This is a genomic window from Microbacterium aerolatum (assembly GCF_007988825.1).
In the GTDB taxonomy this organism is placed as follows: Bacteria; Actinomycetota; Actinomycetes; order Actinomycetales; family Microbacteriaceae; genus Microbacterium; species Microbacterium aerolatum.
Genome location: NZ_BJUW01000006.1, coordinates 133,273 through 150,707, shown reverse-complemented (window position 1 = coordinate 150,707; position 17,435 = coordinate 133,273). Strand labels below are relative to the sequence as shown.

Genomic DNA, 17,435 nt, shown 5'->3' with positions numbered 1-17,435 from the left:
GTTCCTCTCTGGTGGGAAGTCAGGCGGATGCTGTGGCTGTGGCGGATGCCGCGCGGCGGGCCGCGCGCGGTGCGGGGCTGCCGGGCTTGGCGACCCGGATGCCGGCGGGAACCGCGGCACGCTGCGCGAGGGCGAGCAGCAGGTCGGCGATGAGGGCGAGGACGGCGACGAGGATCGCGCCGCCGAGCACCTGGTCGAAGCGCTGCAGCGGAATGCCCTGGATGATCGGCCAGCCGAGTCCGCCGAGATTGACGTAGGCGGCGATGGTGACCGTGGCGATGACCTGCAGTGTGGCCGAGCGGAGGCCGCCGACCAGCAGCGGCATGCCGAGCGGCACCTCGACCTTCCAGAACACCTGCCACTGGGTCATGCCGGTGGCGCGCGCGGCGTCGATCACGTGGCGGTCGATCGCCTCGAGTCCGGTGTATGCACCGGCGAGCAGGGACGGGATCGCGAGCAGCACGAACGTGATGGTGGCGGCCTCGGGCACGCGCAGCACGCCCAGCAGCAGCACGAGCAGCACCATCAGACCGAACGACGGCACTGCGCGCGCGGCACCCGAGACGGCGACGGCGACTTCGCGCCCGCGGCCGGTGTGCCCGATGAGCCAGCCGATCGGGACGGCGATCAGCGCGGCGATCAGTACCGAGACGACGGTGTAGAACAGGTGCTGGCCGAGCAGGACGGGCAGCGCGTACTGCCCCTCCAGCCGTTCCGGGGAGAACAGCCAGGCGAGGGCGTCGGCGAACAGGTTCATGCGGCCGCCCTCATCGGGAGGACCCGGCGACGCGTGCTCTTCACACCGGCGCTGCGCGTCCACGGCATGATCGCGCGACCGGCGAGCAGGAGCAGCAGGTCGATGATCAGTGCGATGACGACGACCGCGAGGACGCCCGCGAGCACCTCGGGGATGATGCGGCGCTGCAGCCCGTTCGTGAACAGGTAGCCGAGGTTGGTGACACCGACGAGGATGCCCACCGTGGCGAGCGAGATGGTGCTCACCGCTGCGACGCGGAGGCCGGCGAGGATCACGGGGCCGGCGAGGGGGAGGTCGACCGTCCAGAACCTCCGGCCGCCGCCGTAGCCCACCGCCGAGGCGGCCTGTCGCACGTCAGGGTCCACCGAGTCGAGGCCGTCGGCGACCGAGCGCACGAGGATCGCGACGGCGTAGATCGTGAGCCCCACGACGAGGTTGGCCTCGCTGCGGGCGGAGTAGCCGACCACAGAGGGAAGCAGGATGAGCAGCGCCAGCGAGGGGATCGTGTAGAGCAGCCCGGTGAGCACGATGACCGGGCCCCGCACGAGCCGGTACCGCCAGGCGATCCACCCCAGGGGCAGCGACAGGACGAAGCCGAGCACGATCGCGATCGCACTCTGGCGCAGGTGCACGAGGGTGAGCTCGAGGATCAGATCGAGGTTGTCGGTGACCCAGTTCACATCACCCGCCGTCCCCGACCACGTCGGCCGTGTCATCCAGCAGCGCCCCCTGGGTGCGCCCCTCGGAGTCGACGACGACGCGGCCGCGCGGGGTGTCCTTGATGCGCAGCGCACGGCGGCCGCGCTCGGCGCCGATGAAGGCGGAGACGAAGTCGTCGGCGGGGTTCTCGATGATCTCGCTCGGGCTGCCGACCTGCTTGATGCGCGCGGCCTTGTCGAGGATGACCACCTGATCGCCGAGCAGGAACGCCTCGTCGATGTCGTGCGTGACGAACACGACGGTCTTGTCGAGCTCGCGCTGCAGCCGGATGAGCTCCTGCTGCAGGTCGGCCCGCACGATGGGGTCGACGGCACCGAACGGCTCGTCCATCAGGAGGATGTTCGGGTCGGCTGCCAGGCCTCTGGCCACGCCGACGCGCTGCTGCTGGCCGCCGGAGAGCTGGCTCGGGTAGCGGTCGGCGAGTGCGCGGTCGAGTCCGACGGTGTCGATCAGGTCGAGAGCGCGCTCGTGCGCCCGCTTCTTCGGCGTGCCGTTCAGGCGCAGCACGGTCGCGACGTTGTCGATGACCGAGAAGTGCGGCATGAGCCCGGAGTTCTGCATGACGTAGCCGATGCTGCGGCGCAGGGTCACCGGGTTCTTACCGAGCACGCTCTCGCCGTCGATCTCGACGTCGCCGCCGGTCGGCTCGACCATGCGGTTGATCATGCGCAGCAGCGTCGTCTTGCCGCTGCCGGACGACCCGACGAACACGGTCGTCTTGCGCGAGGGCAGCACGAGGCTGAAGTCCTCGACGGCGAGCGTGCCGTCGGGGAATCGTTTGGATGCCGAGCGGAACTCGATCATGCGCGGGCGGGTCCCTTCGTTCGGGCTATGGTCCGACCTCCACGTCGGGCGAGAACGCGATGTGCCCGGAGATGTCCTTGCCGAGTCGCTCGAACGCCGTCGCGTACGGATTCGGGTAGCCCCATGCCGCATCGACGTGGGTCTCGCCGTCGACGACAGCGGAGTAGTACTGCGCCTCGCCCTTCCAGGGGCACGTGTACGGGGTAGGGCTCTCGACGAGTACGCCCTCCTTCACGGACGACAACGGGAAGTACCAATTGCCCTCGATCGGGATGAGGTCGCTGTCGTCGGCCTCGGCGATGACGGTTCCTGCGAGTACAGCCTTCATGGTGATGCCTCCTCGGATTCGGTTTCGAGCGTATGGGATGCCTCGGACATGCGGGGCGGATTCAGCGGGCGTTGACACACATCAGGTGTTCGGAGCAGTGCCGCGACCGGATGGGGCTCACGCCGAGTCGCGGCCGTAAGCCTCGAGCATCCGCAGCCAGATCTCGCTGACGGTCGGGTAGGAGGGCACCGCGTGCCACAGTCGTGCGATAGGCACCTCGCCGACGACCGCGATGGTCGCCGCGTGGAGCAGGTCCGCGACGTCGGGACCGACGAACGTGACGCCGAGGATGACGTCGCGATCGGTGTCGACGATCATGCGCGCCTTTCCGCTGTAGCCGTCCTCACGCAGGCTCGCACCGGCGACGGAGCCGAGGTCGTAGTCGACCACGCGCGTCGTGTATCCGGCATCCTCGGCCGCCTGTGCGCTCAGGCCGACCGATGCGACCTCGGGTTCTGCGAACACGACCTGCGGGACCGCGGCGTGATCGGCGGTCGCGACGTGCCGGCCCCACGAGCCGTCGTCGACGTCCTCGCCCTTCGCGCGGGCCGCGATCACGTCACCGGCGGCGCGCGCCTGGTACTTGCCCTGGTGGGTGAGCAGCACGCGCCCGTTCACGTCGCCGACCGCGTACAGCCAGTCGGTGCCCGGCACCAGCAGGGTGTCGTCGGTCTCGATCGACTTCCCCGGTTCCAGCCCGACCGTCTCGAGGCCGATGTCTCCGCTGCGCGGGGTGCGACCGGTCGCGGCGAGCACCTCGGCCGCGACGATCTCCTCGTTGTCGCCGATCGTGATCGTCACGCCGTCGCCGTCGCGCCGCACGCGGGTCGTGGCAGTGTGAGTGCGCACATCGACGCCCTGTGTGCGCAGACCCTCCGCGACGAGTTCGCCGGCGAACGGGTCCATGCCGGAGAGCAGCTCGCCGCGCGCGATGAGCGTCACGGCGGAGCCGAGTCCCGAGTAGGCCGTGGCCATCTCGACGCCGACGACGCCTCCGCCGATGATGGCGAGGGATGCCGGGATCTCCTGCGCGCTCGTCGCCTCGCGGCTCGTCCAGGGCGCGGCATCCCTCAGTCCGTCGATCGGCGGAATCGTGGCATCCGTGCCGGTGCTTACGGCGACCGCGTGGCGCGCCTTCAGGACGCGGGCGGCGCCGTCGGCATCCGTGACCGTCACCTCGCGTTCGCCGCTGAGGCGGCCGTGTCCGCGCACCAGGTCGATGCCGGCGGAGTCGAGCCAGGCGACCTGGCCGTCGTCGGACCAGTCGCTCGTGAAGGAGTTGCGGCGGGCGAGAACGGCGCGCACGTCGAGCGGCCCTGTCACCGCCTCGGCCGCGCCGGCGACGTGCTGCGCCGCGCGCAGCGCCTGGGCCGAGCGCAGCAGCGCCTTCGACGGCATGCACGCCCAGTACGAGCATTCGCCGCCGACGAGCTCGCTCTCGACGATGACTGCGGTGAGGCCGGCTTGCACGGCACGGTCGGCGACGTTCTCGCCCACCGGCCCTCCGCCCAGGACGATCAGGTCGTATTCGTCTGTCGACATGGTGACGCCTTCTTCCGGTCGGACGTGGGAGAGCCAGTCTTCCCGAAGTGAAACCGTGTGTCACGGGGTTTGTTCCCCCTGCGATCTCGTTCGTGAAGATCCTGCCCGTCGATTCCCGCACAACTCAGGAGAGCGGAGGCGCCGTATCCGGACCGGACTTCACCCTGGGTGCCAGGACGACCGCCGCCGCCGCGAGCAGCGCGGCCAGTGCGAACACCGCGACGAACGCGAAACCCCCTGCCGCGAGCGCCGCGAAGAGCACGCCGGTGACCGCCAGCGCCAAGGCGGTACCGAACGAGTCGGCGACCGTCATTGCGGCGCTGTTGAACCCCTGGTCGTCCGGTGCCGACATCGCAAGCGTCAACGCGCTCAGCCGCGGGCTCGCCAGCCCCATTCCGCCACCGGCGAGCACCCATGCGGCCACCACCACGAGCGGAGAGAGTTCGAGCAGCGCGGTCGTGAGCACCGCAGTGACGCCGGTCAGTACGAGGACGGTGCCGATGCGCACGGCGCGTTCGCTGGCGAGCCGCATGCCCAGCTTCCCTTGCACGATGGAGGCCCCGGACCACGCCAAGGCGCCGCCGGTCAGAGCGAGACCCGCGAGCGTCGGGGTGAAGCCGTAGGCGCCCGTGAGCAGGTACGGCAGATAGATCTGCGTTGCGAAGAAGCCTGCTGCGAGAGCGCCGCGGACGAGGATGGCGGCAGGGAGCCCGCGTCGCGCGCGCAAGGTTCTCCTCGGCACCAGCGGACGCACCGCGACCAGGGCGACGACGACGGCGACGGCGGCCAGCGCCGGCCCCACGGCCGGAAGGTCAGCGACGAGGTTCAGCGCGAGCACGGCGATCGAGGCCAGCGCCGCCCATCCGAGTCGCCCGAAGGCCCACGGCGCGGCGCGTCCCGCGCCGCCGCGCTCGAGCCCTCGCAGCGCCGGGATGACCATGAGCAGCGCCGCCAGCACCAGCACGACGACGCCGAGGAACACCCAGTGCCAGCTGAAGAGCTCGGTCACCACACCGGCGACAGTCGGCCCGATCAGTGAGGGCACGACCCACGCTGCGGCGAATCCGGCGAAGATCGCCGGATGGAGTCGCTGCGGGTACACCCGCGCGACGACGACGTAGAGCGCGACGGTCAGCGCGCCGCTGCCGAGCCCTTGGATGAACCGGCCGACCACCAGGATCTCCATGGTGGGCGCGAGTCCCGCGATGAGCAGGCCGATGACGAAGACGGCGACGGACGTGTACAGCGGAGCCGTGGGTCCGCGACGGTCAGCCCAGTTGCCGGCGCCGACCATGCCGATGACTCCGGTGGCCAGCGGCCCGGCGAAGGCGAGCGCGTACAGTCGCTCGCCTTCGAGATCGGCGCTCACCACGGGCATCACGGTCGTCACCGCCAGCGATTCGAACGCCCCGAGGAAGACGAGCGCGCACGCGCCGATCGTGATCCATGCGTAGGCGCCGCTCATGATTCCCGGCGCGATGCCCTGCGGCGTCCGCACCTCACCCGTGTCCGTTGTCATGAGGATGAAGCTAGGACCTCAACTATGGTTGAGGTCAAGTCCGACGATCGGAGGAGACACCATGCCGCAGCTCGAGGGCGACAAGGACCGTCGCATCACGATCGGTGAACTGTCGCGGCGCAGTGGCGTCGCCGCATCCGCCCTGCACTTCTACGAACGCAACGGACTGATCGATTCCGAGCGCACGGACGGCAACCAGCGCCGCTATCGCCGCGACGCGCTGCGCCGGGTGGCGTTCATCCGGGTGTCGCAGCGGGTCGGCATCCCGCTCAAGGACATCCGCTCGGCTCTCGACTCTCTGCCTGACGGGCGCACGCCGACCAAGAAGGATTGGGCACGTCTGTCCCAGCGGTGGCGCGACGAGCTCGACGCCCGCATCCGCCAGCTCGAGCACCTGCGCGGAGATCTGGACGGATGCATCGGATGCGGCTGCCTGAGCCTGACCTCCTGCGGACTTCAGAACCCCGGTGACGTGCTCGGCCTGGAGGGCTCGGGGCCGATCAGGTGGACGGGGTCGCCGGCGGCGGAGTGAGCGCGCGCGTCGCGTGCACGACTTCGGACCTCGCAGCGGAAACGCCGGGCCGGAGGCGGATGCCGCGGCGTGTCGGCGGCCGGATCCGAAGTTGTGCGCGGGGTGGACAGCGGACGGGCAGGATGCTGGCGCCCGCAAGATCAGCGGGCGAGCAGGATGCTGGTGGGTGCCGGTGCCGCGGTGCGGTGGCGGATGCCGCGGGGCGCACCCGTGCGCTCGTCGAGGTCGAGGACGCTGATCTCGTCCGATCGCTGCCCGGCGACGAGCAGGGCGCCGTCGTGCACGAGGTGATGCCGCGGCCACTCCACGCCTGATTCGGCGAGCGCGAACGGCTCGACGATCTCGCCCGCGCCGCGCACACGCAGGGCGGCGATCGTGTTGCTGCCGCGAACGCCGGCGTAAAGCGTCTCGCCGTCGCGGGAGCGGGACAGCTCGGACGGGTAGTCGATGCCGACCTGCGCCGCCGGGCTCACGGTCGTGGCCGCGGCGAGGGCCCAGCGTCCGTCCGCGCCGGCGGCGAGCGTGAACACCTCGCAGGAGTACTCGGTGACCACGTGCAGGTTGCCGCTCGGGTGCACGACCATGTGCCGCGGGCCGACGCCGTGCGGCAGGACGACCTGGTGGTCGAGGACGAGCCCGGACCGGCCGGCTGCTGAGTCCGTCGAAGCACGCCAGATGCGCACGAGGTCGAAGCCGAGATCGGTGGTCGCGATTCGGCCGTCCGGCAGGAACGCCGCGGCGTGCGCATGCGAGGCGCGGGACGGGGCCTCGACGGGCTCGGGCTCTGGTTCGGGATCGGGTGTCGCGTTCAGCCCCAGGGCCTCGTCGAACAGCAGCAGTCCGGTGCGCGGCGCTTCGGGCTGCGGTTCCTTGAGCGATGCGAGCACCTCGGCGAAGTCGATCGCGCGCGGCTGGTTGGTGCCGGCATCCGTCCCGTAGGGGTCGGTCGCGGCATCCCCGGCCGAGGCCGCGCCCGGCCGGCCACCGGCATCCAGCGCGATGCGCACCACGCGTCCGTCGCCGTAACAGCTCGCCACGAGGTAGCCGCCGCTCGGGGCGACGGCGACATGGCAGACGCCGGAACCGGCCTCGACGGGGTCGCCGAGCGGCACCAGCGTCGACGGGCCGTTCCGCACGAATGCCTGCACCGTGCCGGAGCCCTCGAGTGCGGCATAGACGACGTCGAGACTCGGGTGCGCCGCAAGCCACGACGGCGAGGCCGCCGCCGCGACGACGCCGCGATAGGCGAGGGTGGCGGGTTCACGCCCCTCGTCTCCTTCGAGCAGGCCGATGCCGCCGGCATCCCCGTCCATGTCGGCGCCGTAACCGCCGATCCAGAACTGCGTCATGGGTGCATCCTCACGCTCGGGCCTCGCCGGGGGTCGCAAGTTGTCGCCACCGAGCCGTCGAGGCGACCATTTGCGCCACCTCCCGGACGGCGCCCCGCGGGAGGGGTCGCAAAATGCCGCACCGGACGCGGTTCAGCGACCATTCGCGCCACCTCCCGAACGCCGCACCTCGCGAACGCCGCACCTCCCGAACGCCGCGAAGCGTCACACGAGGTCGTGGCGGACGATCACCTGGTCGCGCTCGGGGCCGACGCCGATGACGGAGATCCGCGTCTTGCTCATCTTCTCGAGCGCGAGCACGTAGTCCTGCGCGGTCTGCGGCAGGTCCTCGAACGTGCGGGCGGTGGAGATGTCTTCCTTCCAGCCCGGGAAGTACTCCAGGATCGGCTTCGCGTGGTGGAAGTCGGTCTGGTTGACCGGCACGTCATCGAAGCGCGTGCCGTCGACGTCGTAGGCGACGCACACCGGGATCTGGTCGAGCCCGGTGAGGATGTCGAGCTTGGTGAGCACGAGGTCGGTGATGCCGTTGATGCGCGTGGCGTACCGCGTGATCGGGGCGTCGTACCAGCCGACCCGGCGCGGACGGCCGGTGGTCGTGCCGAACTCGAAGCCGGCCGAGCGCAGCCAGTCGCCCTGCTCGTCGAACAGCTCGGTCGGGAACGGACCGGAGCCGACGCGGGTCGTGTACGCCTTGACGATGCCGACGATGCGGTCCAGGCGCCCCGGTCCCACCCCGGAGCCGGATGCCGCACCCGCCGCCGTCGCGGTGGACGAGGTGACGAACGGGTAGGTGCCGTGGTCGATGTCGAGCATGGTCGCCTGACCGCCCTCGAACACGACGATGTCGCCGCGGTCGAGCGCCTCGTCGAGAAGGTGGCCAGTGTCGGCGACCATCGGGCGCAGCCGCTCGGCGTACGCGAGCAGGTCGTCGACGATCTCGTCGCACGTGACGGCGCGGCGGTTGAAGACCTTCACCAGCAGGTGGTTCTTCTGGTCGAGCGCGCCCTCGACCTTCTGGCGCAGGATGTTCTCGTCGAACAGGTCCTGCACGCGGATGCCGACGCGGTTGATCTTGTCGGCGTAGGCCGGGCCGATGCCGCGGCCGGTGGTGCCGATGTTGCGCTTGCCGAGGAAGCGCTCGGTGACCTTGTCGAGGGTGCGGTGGTACTGCGTGATGATGTGCGCGTTGGCGCTCACCTTGAGCTTGGAGACGTCGATGCCACGGGCGGACAGCGCGGTCAGCTCGTCGAAGAGCACCTCGAGGTCGATGACAACGCCGTTGCCGATCACCGGCGTGACGCCGGGGGACAGGATGCCGGACGGCAGCAGGTGCAGCGCGTACTTCTCGTTGCCGACCACGACCGTGTGGCCGGCGTTGTTGCCGCCGTTGAACTTCACGACCCAGTCGGTCCGGTCACCGAGCAGATCGGTTGCCTTTCCCTTGCCCTCGTCGCCCCACTGGACGCCGACGATCACGATTCCTGGCATGGGTGAACCCCCTGGGCTTTCGCCCGTGCTTCGCCGGGTTTGCACCGGCTGATGAGCTGGCCCGATTCGGGCGATTCCATCCTACCGAACGGCCTCTGCGGCACGTCGGGGCGCTAGCCTCGTGGGGTCCGCGCAGTCGAGGAGCACCGAGTTGACGACCATCACCGCCGAGGAATGGAACGACGTGCTGTTCGGCGCGGCCGACCTGGAGACCGGTCCCTCCGGCGGTCGGATGCCGCATCGGATTCCCGCGGGACTGCGGCGTCAGCTGGACGGCGACGCGATGTTCGAGTGGGTGGAGTCGTGCTCCGCCGGCGTGCGGATGCGGTTCCGCACGAGCGCCGACCGGATCGCGCTGACCGTGGCGAGCACGACGCTCGCCACGAACGGGGTGCATCCGCCCATCGCGCTCGTGGTGCGTCAGGGCGATGATCGATCGCTCGTGCCGCTCGGCGACCCCACCGTGGTCGAGATCGACGCGAAGCGGAGGGTCACCGGCATCCGTCCCGCCGCCCCGGAGACGGTGAGCGTCGCGGTCCGTCCCGAGCAGCCCGTCGAGATCCGCCTGCCGCACAATGCCCGTGTCGAGCTCATCTCGCTCACCGCCGACGGCACGATCGAGCCTGCGCCGCCGTCGGGACGGCGCTGGATCCACTACGGCAGCTCGATCAGTCAGGGCATGGATGCCGTCGCCGCCGATCGCACGGGCGCGCACGCGCGAGATCATCGCCGATGCCGTCGCTTCTCGCGGAGATGACGCGCTCACCTGCATCGACGGGCGCGAGCTGCTGGGCGCCCACGAGGCCGACCGGCTCTACGATCGCCTGCACCCGGATCAGCTCGGACTGGACCTCATCGCCGAGCGCTTCGTCGCGATGATGCGCTGAGGTGCGCCGGAGCCGTCATCGCGCTTCGTGCGACGATTACGCTGTTCCGAGGGAGGGCGCCGCGACCGTCCCGCATGCGAGGAGACAGCAATGAGTGAGCCGCACGCCCAGAGCACGGGGATGCCCGCAGCCCCGCCGCCCCCGCCCCGCCCGCCGGCGCCCGCCGCTCCGGTCGTGTCGCAGGTTCCGGGCCCTTCGACAGGCTCAGGGACCGGAACGAGCTCACGGGCCGGAATAGGCCCAGGGACCGGAACAGGCTCAGGGACCGGAACAGGCTCAGCGACCGGCAGCGCGGGCTCAGGCGCAGGCGGCGCCCCGACCGATGCCGAGATGGCACGGGCCGGCCAGATCCTCAAGGTCATCTCCAGCGCCTACTCGGCGAAGATGGTCGGCCAGGACCGCCTGCGCACCAGCCTGCTGATCTCGCTGATCGCGGGCGGCCACATCCTGCTCGAGTCCGTCCCAGGGCTCGCCAAGACGACTGCGGCATCGACCCTGGCCGACACGGTCAAGGCGACCTTCAAGCGCATCCAGTGCACGCCCGATCTGCTGCCCAGCGACATCACCGGCAACCAGATCTACGACGCCCAGACCGGCTCGTTCCGCACGGTGCTGGGTCCGGTGCATGCCAACTTCGTCCTCCTGGACGAGATCAACCGCTCGAGCGCGAAGACCCAGTCGGCGATGCTCGAGGCGATGCAGGAGCACCAGACCACGATCGGCGGCGAGGTGCATCACCTGCCGAAGCCGTTCCTCGTCATCGCGACCCAGAACCCGATCGAGCAGGAGGGCACCTACGAGCTGCCCGAGGCGCAGATGGACCGGTTCCTGCTCAAGGAGATCGTCGAGTACCCGAGCCCCGCCGAGGAGCTCGAGGTGCTCAGCCGCATCGACTCCGGCGTGCTCGATCCCGACCGGCACGTCGCCAGCGCCGTCTCGCTCGAGGATGTGCAGCTGCTGCAGGACGTCGCATCCCGCATCTACGTCGACGCCGCGATCCGCAACTACATCGTCTCGATCGCGTACGTGACCCGGAATCCTGCGCCGTACATCGGCGAGGAACGCGCACGGTTCATCAAGTACGGTGCGAGCCCCCGCGCGAGCATCGCATTCCTGCAGGCATCCCGCGCGCTCGCCCTGCTGAACGGCCGCGCGCACGTGCTGCCGGAGGACATCCGCACCCTCCGCCATGTCGTGCTCCGGCATCGCGTGCTGCTGACGTTCGAGGCGGATGCCGAAGGCATCCGGAGCGAGGAGATCATCGACCAGATCTTCGCCGCGGTGCCGACGCCGTAGCCCTTCGACAGGCTCAGGGACCCGATGGCAAGTCTGATCACGCAGGTGAAGAGCAAGCTCTTCATCCACTCGTCGCAGAAGTCGATGCACGCGCTCGACGGCGCCTACGCGTCGCTGCTGCACGGCCGCAGCCTCGACTTCGAGGACCTGCGCGCGTACGAGTACGGCGATCAGGTGCGCGACATCGACTGGCGGGCGACGGCGCGGATGGACGTGCCGATGGTCAAGCGGCATCGCGCCAACCGGATGCACACGGTCCTGTTCGTGGTCGACACCGGACTGTCGATGACCGCGCTCGCGCACGACGAGAAGCCGAAGAGAGACCTCGCGATCCTCGCCACCGGCGCCCTCGGCATCCTCGCTCTGCGGCATGGCGACGACTTCAGCGTCATCCATGGCGATGCACAGCGCATCCGCCGCCGTGCTCCCGGCCGCAGTGAGGGAGCGCTCGAGCACGCGCTGCGCACGATCGACCAGGAGATCGCGACCGCGAGCGCACCCAGCGACCGCGACGCGCTGCTCTCGTTCGTCGCGCGCACGATCGCGCGCCGCTGCATCGTCGTCATCGTCACGGACGAGGCGCCGGTCACCGACGAGACCGAGCGGATGCTGCGCCGGCTGCGCGTGCAGCATGACGTCGTCTGGGTGACGATCCGCGATGCCGACCCTGTGCTCGATCACGTCTCGCACGCCACGCGTGCCGACGTCGGCACGCGTTGGGCGATCCCGGATTTCGTGCACGGCGACCCGGAGGTGCGCGGCGAGATCGTCGCGCAGGCCGAGGCGGATGCCGCGCGGCGGGACGATCTGCTCGACCGGCTCGAGATCAGCAGGGCCGCCCTCGAGACCCAGGATGCCGCGGTGGGCGAACTGCTGCGCATGCTGAATCGGAGGACTCATGTCCGCAGCTGACGAGTTCTACCCGCCGGCGCAGTACGGCTGGGGCTGGATGCTGCTCGCGCTCGGCGTCATCGCGCTGCTGATCCTGCTGGGCTGGCTGCTCTTCTTCCTCACCCGTCCGAAGCGCAGCATCGTCCTGCCGGGTGCCGAGCAGATCACGCCACCGGCGGGCGATGTCCTTTCTATGCTCCGAACGGAATACAACGCCGAGATCGATCGCATCGAGGGTGCATACCGCTCTGGCGCCATCGATGCGCGGGCCGCCAACCTCGAGCTGAGCCGGGTCGTGCGCACCTTCGTGAACGAGTACAGCGGGCTGGAAGCACCTGTGCTGACCCTCGACGATCTCGTGCGCCAGGGCGTCCAGCCCGAACTCATCGACGCGGTGGGCCGGCACTACTACCCGAGCATCTTCCGCCGTGGATCCGCCATCGATCCGCATGCCGGTGCCGAGGCAGCGCGCCTGGTGGTGAAGACATGGCACTAGCGAACGGGTGGATCCTTCTCGTCGCGGTTGCCGTCGTCATCATCGCGATCGCCGTCGGGCTCGTGATCGGGCTCCGCCGCAGCGCGCGGCACCGTGCAACTCCCAGCGCGCCGATAGCGCGCGCCGAGCGCCTGCGCGCTCTGCCGTCGTTCCGCAGGGCTGTGCAGCGGCGGACCACGGCGCTGGCCGGCATCCTCGCCCTCGGAGTCATCGCCGCGGTGGTCGGCGGTGTCGTCGCCGCCCGGCCGATGTCGTCGCAGACCATCCAGCCGGTGAACACCAGCCGCGACATCATGCTGTGCCTGGATGTCTCCGGATCCATGAGCGATGTCGACGTCGAGGTGCTGACTGTGTTCGAGGACCTGCTCGACGGCTTCGAGGGCGAGCGGATCGGGCTGACGATCTTCAACAGCTCGCCGGTGCAGGTCTTCCCGTTGACCGACGACTACGACTTCATCCGCACGCATCTGGAGAGCATCCGGACGAGCTTCGACTTCATGGAGGACATCCCGGAGCACTGGGTCGGCACGCTCAACGGGCCTGGCGCCTCGCTGATCGGCGACGGGCTGGCCTCGTGCGCCATGCGATTCGATCACCTGGACGACGAGCGCAGCCGCTCCATCATCCTCGCCACCGACAACGAGCTCGCCGGTGCCTCGATCGTCACGCTGGAGGAGGCAGCGAACTATGCGGCATCCGTCGGTGTCCGCGTGTTCGCGCTGAACCCCGTGCAGGGCGTGAACAGCGAGATCAGCGAGGAGCTGGTGGCGGCGGCGCGCGCCACCGGCGGCGAGGCGTACGGGCTGCGTGAGACGACGACGGTCGCCGACATCGTCGCCGACGTGCAGGAGCAGGATGCCACGGAGCTGCGCGGCCAGGCGCAGGTGGTCTGGACCGACGCCCCGAACCTGTGGCTCGTCGCGCTGCTCGTGCTGACCCTCGGGTTCATCGTCCTGATGTGGAGGGTCCGCCTGTGATCTTCCAGCCCGTGCTCAACGTGTTCCTCCTCGTGCTGCTGTTCGCGCCCGTGGCGGGTCTGGCGGTGTGGATGCTGGTCCGCTCGGTGCGCCGCACCGCCGACGGTGCCTCCGGTGCCGGCCCCGTCATGTGGTCGCTGCGACTGGTGATGGTGCTCGCCTGCTTCGCGATGCTGCTGCGCCCCGGCATCCCGGGCGGAGCTGTACAGACGCTCGCGACCGACACCGACGTGGTCATCGTGCTCGACACCACGGCGAGCATCGTCGCCGAGGACTGGTACGGCGACCGGCCGCGGCTCGAGGGCGCGCGTGCGGATGTGCAGGCGATCGTCGACGAGTACCCGGGCGCGCGCTTCGCGCTCATCACCTTCGACGCGGCCGCCGAGCAGCGCCTTCCGCTCACGACCGACACCACGGCGCTGATGTCGTCGCTCGAGATCCTGCGTCCCGAGGTGACCGCGCAGTCGCGCGGCAGCTCGATCGGGATCGCGAACGCGATGCTGCAGGAGACGCTGGCCGCAGCGGCTCAGAGCGCACCGGACCGCTCGCGCATGGTGTTCTACCTCGGCGACGGCGAGCAGACGGCTGCCAGCGATCCGGAGTCGTTCAGCGGCAGCGCCCAGTTCGTCGACGGCGGTGCGGTGCTCGGCTACGGCACGGACGAGGGCGGCCCGATGCGGATCACGTCTGGCTCGTTCGAGGCCGGAGACCCCGGGTACATCGAGTACCAGGGCGCACCGGCGATGTCGGTGCGCGATGACGCCAACCTGCAGACCATCGGCGACGAGCTCGGCGTGCCGCTGCAGATCCGCGACGCGGCCGCTCCGATCGACCTGCCGACCGCGCCCGCGACCACGACGAACTACGCCGAGTCCGGCGAGGTCGGCAACGTGATCGAGCTGTACTGGGTGTTCGCGATGATCATGGTGCTGCTGCTGGGCGTCGAACTCGCGCGCGCGGCGATGCTCGCCGCGCAGCTGCGCGGTCTCGCGCTGCGAGGAGATGCTCGATGACGACTGCACCGGAACAGAACAGGCTTCGACTCCCTTCGGTCACTCAGCCCGTTTCGACTGCGGCTGCTGCGCAGCCTCCGCTCAACGACCCGCGTTCTGGCGGAGGTGACTCATGACCCCCGCTCCTTCGGATGCCGCGGCCGCTCTGCTCGCCGCGAATCGCCGGCGCCGCAGCATCCGTCGCTGGCTCGTGATCGGCACGCTGCCGATCACGCTGGCCGCGCTGCTGTTCGTCGGCAAGCTGCTGAGCATGTACGGGTTCGCGCACCAGGCGATCTCGACGTACGTCGTCGGCGACTACTCGGGGTCCACGAGCGCGGCACAGGGTCAGGAGTTCCTGAACTGGTTCGAGCCGTACAAGGCGCCGTACAACATCGGCACGGCCCGGGCCGGCGCGGAGGAGCTGGATGCCGCGCGCGGCAAGCTCGACGAGGCGCTCACACTGGCCTCCGGTCTCGAGGTCTGCGCTGTGCGGGTCAATCTCGCGCTCGTGATCGAGCGGCAGGGCGACGCGGCGCTGAGCGACGGCGACGGACCCGGTGCCGCCGAGCTGTACGGCGAGGCACTGCGCGTGACGGCCGAGACGCCGGAGGAGTGCAACAGCGAAGAGGCAGACTCGCAGTCGCCCGACCCCGATCGCAGCATGAGCGACACGCTCGAGGACCTCGAGAACCGGCTGCAGGAGAAGCAGCAGCAGAGCGACCAGAACCAGCAGCAGAATCCGGACGGCGGCGAGGACGGCGAGCAGCAGCCCCAGCCCGGTCAGGACGAACTCGACGAGCTGCAGAAGAAGCTCGAGCAGGGGGCGGAGGAGCGTCAGGAGAACCAGGGCGACGACACCCCCGGCGGCGGGACGGACAAGCCATGGTAGATCCGCAGCGCGCGCGCTATATCGCAGGCGTCGAGGGCGCCCCGCCCGTCCCTCCGCCCGGCGGTTACCACGGCGCGCGTCGCACGTCGGCGCCGACCGATGCGCCTTCGCCGATCGTCAGCTCGGCCACCGTGCCGAAGGACAAGCAGCCGGCGAACGCGATCGGCTGGGTCGCCCTGCTGAGCGCGATCCTGTTCGCACTGGTGCTGCTCAGCGCGCTGCTGGCCGGCGGCACGGAACTGCTCTACGGCGCGACGATGCTGGCGCTGCAGCTGATCGTACTCGGCGTCGTCGTGGCGGCGGTGCTCACCCCGCGCGGCCGGGTGCTCGGAGCATCCGCCCTGGTCATCACGCTGCTGCTGAACGTCGCCACGGTCGGAGCGGCGAGCGCGCTGCAGACCTCGGCATCCGGCAGCTACGACGGCCAGAAGTCGGCGGAGCAGAAGCACGAGGAGGCGTTCCCCGGCATCAAGGACATCTCGTCGAGCCAGATCCTCGCGCAGCCCTCGCTCGAACAGGTGCGCGCGCAGAGCGATGCGGCGCTGGCCGAGATCCGGGAGCGGCTGAGCGACCGGTACGGCTACACGTGGACAGAGGTCGGGCCGGAGGATCTGCGCCCCGAGCGCAACGGCTACGGCGGCGAGTCGATGCTGGTGCAGTACATCTCCGTGCCGTGGATGACGAACGAGCCCATCCAGGACTACGACCGCAAACTCGACGTGATGAGCGTCATCCAGGACGTGCTCGTCGAGTACGGCATGTACGGGATGTACTCGTTCAACGATCCGTCCTCGAACCTCGACGACGCGATCCTGCAGCGGTTCTACGGCTCGAACGACCCCCGCACGCAGCACACCTGGGAGTGGTACACCGACAACTATCCCGATCCGATGCGCTTCTACGCCGTGATGTACGACCTCTCCAACGACCCCGCCGGCGAGCTGCGCGCCGAGCGCGAGGCCGACAGCGCGAAGTCCGGCGAGCCTCTGGAGGGGCTGCAGATCTACTTCCTCGCGCCCGAGCTGCTCAGCGAGGCCGACCGCGCCGAGTTCGAACAGCGGCTGCAGGAGTACCCCGGGTTCTGATTCGCCCGGCCGGTTCGGAAAACCCGGACCATCTGGCGTGTCGGCGGCGTGTCAGGGCTCGACGCACCGTCGACACGCCGACTCGTCTGGGTTTTCCAACTCTGACCGACGCCGCTCAGGACGCCAGTGACAGCCCGGCGGCGAGCGCGAAGCCGAGGACCGTGGCGAGCCCCGTGGACTCCTTCGCCTTGGACTGGGCGTCGGGGACCATCGAGTCCACGAGCATGACGAGCAGCGCCCCGGCCGCGAAGCCGCTCGCCCCGGCCTGGAACTCGGGGCCGACGGCATCCGCCAGTGCGAAACCGGCGATCGTCGCGAGGGCGCACACGACGGCGACGCCTGCCCACAGCCCGAGCACGCGTGCGCGCTTCATGCCGCCGTCCAGCAGGTCGGCGGCGGATCCGATCGACTCGGGCAGGTTCGAGACGACGATCGCGATGACGAGGGCGACGCTGACGCCTTCTCCGGACGCGAGTCCGATGCCGAGGACGAGCTGTTCCGGGATGCCGTCGAGCAGCGCGCCGACGGCAAGCGGGCCTCCCGCCCCGTGCGAGGCGGATGCTCGCCGCTCCACGATCCGGTCGGCGACGTAGTACGTCAGCGCACCGGCGGCGACACCGACGACGAGCGGGATGGGACCGGCGAGATCCAGCCCCTCCTCCCACAGCTCGAAAGCGATCGACGCCATGAGCGCTCCGGCGCCGAAGCCGAGCACGATGCCGAGCAGGCGCGGTGGCCACTTCCGCAGCATCGCCAGCACCGCACCGACGAGCAGCGGCGCCGCCGCGACCGCGCCCCACAGGATCGCCTCGCCCATGCAGCCACCGTAGCGGCGGCATCCCGTCGGCCCCCAGGTGGAAAACAGACATCGACTGGCGTG

The 17,435-nt window shown here is 70.0% G+C and carries 18 protein-coding genes; 9 read left to right on the top strand and 9 right to left on the bottom strand.

Annotation, left to right across the window (positions count from 1 at the left end; genetic code table 11):
* Positions 1 to 19: 19 nt before the first annotated feature.
* From MAE01_RS08480 to MAE01_RS08455, 6 genes are all read right to left on the bottom strand, one after another.
* Positions 20 to 757, bottom strand: a complete 738-nt coding sequence (locus MAE01_RS08480; protein ID WP_147039120.1) for an ABC transporter permease — start codon at positions 755 to 757, stop codon at positions 20 to 22.
* Positions 754 to 1,437: an ABC transporter permease gene (locus tag MAE01_RS08475; protein ID WP_147039119.1), complete on the bottom strand. Its 684-nt coding sequence runs from the start codon at positions 1,435 to 1,437 to the stop codon at positions 754 to 756. The genes MAE01_RS08480 and MAE01_RS08475 overlap by 4 nt, the downstream gene beginning before the upstream one ends.
* A 1-nt stretch (position 1,438) precedes the next feature.
* A complete protein-coding gene (locus tag MAE01_RS08470) occupies positions 1,439 to 2,281 on the bottom strand; it encodes an ABC transporter ATP-binding protein (RefSeq protein ID WP_147039118.1) in 843 nt (280 codons plus the stop codon).
* Positions 2,282 to 2,306: 25 nt separating this feature from the next.
* Positions 2,307 to 2,609 (bottom strand): DUF427 domain-containing protein, encoded by a 303-nt coding sequence (locus MAE01_RS08465; protein ID WP_147039117.1) that lies wholly within the window; start codon positions 2,607 to 2,609, stop codon positions 2,307 to 2,309.
* A 117-nt stretch (positions 2,610 to 2,726) separates the two neighbouring features.
* A complete protein-coding gene (locus MAE01_RS08460) occupies positions 2,727 to 4,151 on the bottom strand; it encodes a dihydrolipoyl dehydrogenase family protein (RefSeq protein WP_147039116.1) in 1,425 nt (474 codons plus the stop codon).
* A 124-nt stretch (positions 4,152 to 4,275) separates the two neighbouring features.
* Positions 4,276 to 5,670 carry an MFS transporter gene (locus MAE01_RS08455; protein WP_371861768.1) on the bottom strand — a complete coding sequence of 465 codons (1,395 nt, stop codon included), beginning with the start codon at positions 5,668 to 5,670 and terminating at the stop codon, positions 4,276 to 4,278.
* Here MAE01_RS08455 and soxR point away from each other — a divergent pair.
* Positions 5,669 to 6,202, top strand: a complete 534-nt coding sequence (gene soxR / locus MAE01_RS08450) for a redox-sensitive transcriptional activator SoxR (protein ID WP_147039115.1) — start codon at positions 5,669 to 5,671, stop codon at positions 6,200 to 6,202. The two genes, MAE01_RS08455 and soxR, sit on opposite strands and share 2 nt — an antisense overlap.
* A 140-nt stretch (positions 6,203 to 6,342) precedes the next feature.
* Here soxR and MAE01_RS08445 read toward each other — a convergent pair whose 3' ends face one another.
* Positions 6,343 to 7,551 (bottom strand): lactonase family protein, encoded by a 1,209-nt coding sequence (locus MAE01_RS08445; protein WP_147039114.1) that lies wholly within the window; start codon positions 7,549 to 7,551, stop codon positions 6,343 to 6,345.
* A 204-nt stretch (positions 7,552 to 7,755) separates the two neighbouring features.
* Positions 7,756 to 9,039, bottom strand: a complete 1,284-nt coding sequence (locus tag MAE01_RS08440; RefSeq protein ID WP_147039113.1) for an adenylosuccinate synthase — start codon at positions 9,037 to 9,039, stop codon at positions 7,756 to 7,758.
* A gap of 151 nt (positions 9,040 to 9,190) precedes the next feature.
* Here MAE01_RS08440 and MAE01_RS08435 point away from each other — a divergent pair, with 151 nt between their 5' ends.
* The 8 genes from MAE01_RS08435 to MAE01_RS08395 all read left to right on the top strand — a co-directional run bounded on the left by MAE01_RS08435 (position 9,191) and on the right by MAE01_RS08395 (position 16,555).
* Positions 9,191 to 9,796, top strand: a complete 606-nt coding sequence (locus MAE01_RS08435) for a hypothetical protein (RefSeq protein ID WP_147039112.1) — start codon at positions 9,191 to 9,193, stop codon at positions 9,794 to 9,796.
* A gap of 460 nt (positions 9,797 to 10,256) precedes the next feature.
* Positions 10,257 to 11,222 (top strand): AAA family ATPase, encoded by a 966-nt coding sequence (locus MAE01_RS08425; protein WP_147039110.1) that lies wholly within the window; start codon positions 10,257 to 10,259, stop codon positions 11,220 to 11,222.
* Between the two features lie 24 nt (positions 11,223 to 11,246).
* A complete protein-coding gene (locus tag MAE01_RS08420) occupies positions 11,247 to 12,134 on the top strand; it encodes a DUF58 domain-containing protein (RefSeq protein ID WP_147039109.1) in 888 nt (295 codons plus the stop codon).
* Positions 12,121 to 12,609 (top strand): hypothetical protein, encoded by a 489-nt coding sequence (locus MAE01_RS08415; RefSeq protein ID WP_147039108.1) that lies wholly within the window; start codon positions 12,121 to 12,123, stop codon positions 12,607 to 12,609. The genes MAE01_RS08420 and MAE01_RS08415 overlap by 14 nt, the downstream gene beginning before the upstream one ends.
* A complete protein-coding gene (locus tag MAE01_RS08410; RefSeq protein ID WP_229718122.1) occupies positions 12,600 to 13,586 on the top strand; it encodes a VWA domain-containing protein in 987 nt (328 codons plus the stop codon). The genes MAE01_RS08415 and MAE01_RS08410 overlap by 10 nt, the downstream gene beginning before the upstream one ends.
* Entirely contained in the window at positions 13,583 to 14,599 is a 1,017-nt protein-coding gene (locus tag MAE01_RS08405; RefSeq protein ID WP_147039107.1) for a vWA domain-containing protein, read from the top strand. Before MAE01_RS08410 ends, MAE01_RS08405 begins: the two co-directional genes overlap by 4 nt.
* 112 nt (positions 14,600 to 14,711) lie before the next feature.
* Positions 14,712 to 15,470 carry a hypothetical protein gene (locus MAE01_RS08400; RefSeq protein WP_147039106.1) on the top strand — a complete coding sequence of 253 codons (759 nt, stop codon included), beginning with the start codon at positions 14,712 to 14,714 and terminating at the stop codon, positions 15,468 to 15,470.
* The gene (locus MAE01_RS08395) at positions 15,464 to 16,555 is read left to right on the top strand and encodes a hypothetical protein (protein WP_147039105.1); all 1,092 of its coding nucleotides are present in this window, start codon (positions 15,464 to 15,466) and stop codon (positions 16,553 to 16,555) included. Before MAE01_RS08400 ends, MAE01_RS08395 begins: the two co-directional genes overlap by 7 nt.
* A 115-nt stretch (positions 16,556 to 16,670) precedes the next feature.
* Here MAE01_RS08395 and MAE01_RS08390 read toward each other — a convergent pair whose 3' ends face one another.
* Positions 16,671 to 17,372 (bottom strand): ZIP family metal transporter, encoded by a 702-nt coding sequence (locus tag MAE01_RS08390; RefSeq protein ID WP_147039104.1) that lies wholly within the window; start codon positions 17,370 to 17,372, stop codon positions 16,671 to 16,673.
* Positions 17,373 to 17,435 lie beyond the last annotated feature (63 nt).

What these genes read in the sequence shown, in the direction of transcription:
- MAE01_RS08390 (WP_147039104.1), bottom strand. Translation starts at nt 17,372, where the DNA reads ATGGGCGAGGCGATCCTGTGGGGCGCGGTCGCGGCGGCGCCGCTGCTC.
- soxR (WP_147039115.1), top strand. Translation starts at nt 5,669, where the DNA reads ATGAGGATGAAGCTAGGACCTCAACTATGGTTGAGGTCAAGTCCGACG.
- MAE01_RS08420 (WP_147039109.1), top strand. Translation starts at nt 11,247, where the DNA reads ATGGCAAGTCTGATCACGCAGGTGAAGAGCAAGCTCTTCATCCACTCG.
- MAE01_RS08465 (WP_147039117.1), bottom strand. Translation starts at nt 2,609, where the DNA reads ATGAAGGCTGTACTCGCAGGAACCGTCATCGCCGAGGCCGACGACAGC.
- MAE01_RS08410 (WP_229718122.1), top strand. Translation starts at nt 12,600, where the DNA reads ATGGCACTAGCGAACGGGTGGATCCTTCTCGTCGCGGTTGCCGTCGTC.
- MAE01_RS08415 (WP_147039108.1), top strand. Translation starts at nt 12,121, where the DNA reads ATGTCCGCAGCTGACGAGTTCTACCCGCCGGCGCAGTACGGCTGGGGC.
- MAE01_RS08455 (WP_371861768.1), bottom strand. Translation starts at nt 5,670, where the DNA reads ATGACAACGGACACGGGTGAGGTGCGGACGCCGCAGGGCATCGCGCCG.
- MAE01_RS08480 (WP_147039120.1), bottom strand. Translation starts at nt 757, where the DNA reads ATGAACCTGTTCGCCGACGCCCTCGCCTGGCTGTTCTCCCCGGAACGG.
- MAE01_RS08425 (WP_147039110.1), top strand. Translation starts at nt 10,257, where the DNA reads ATGGCACGGGCCGGCCAGATCCTCAAGGTCATCTCCAGCGCCTACTCG.
- MAE01_RS08445 (WP_147039114.1), bottom strand. Translation starts at nt 7,551, where the DNA reads ATGACGCAGTTCTGGATCGGCGGTTACGGCGCCGACATGGACGGGGAT.
- MAE01_RS08395 (WP_147039105.1), top strand. Translation starts at nt 15,464, where the DNA reads ATGGTAGATCCGCAGCGCGCGCGCTATATCGCAGGCGTCGAGGGCGCC.
- MAE01_RS08440 (WP_147039113.1), bottom strand. Translation starts at nt 9,039, where the DNA reads ATGCCAGGAATCGTGATCGTCGGCGTCCAGTGGGGCGACGAGGGCAAG.
- MAE01_RS08400 (WP_147039106.1), top strand. Translation starts at nt 14,712, where the DNA reads ATGACCCCCGCTCCTTCGGATGCCGCGGCCGCTCTGCTCGCCGCGAAT.
- MAE01_RS08470 (WP_147039118.1), bottom strand. Translation starts at nt 2,281, where the DNA reads ATGATCGAGTTCCGCTCGGCATCCAAACGATTCCCCGACGGCACGCTC.
- MAE01_RS08460 (WP_147039116.1), bottom strand. Translation starts at nt 4,151, where the DNA reads ATGTCGACAGACGAATACGACCTGATCGTCCTGGGCGGAGGGCCGGTG.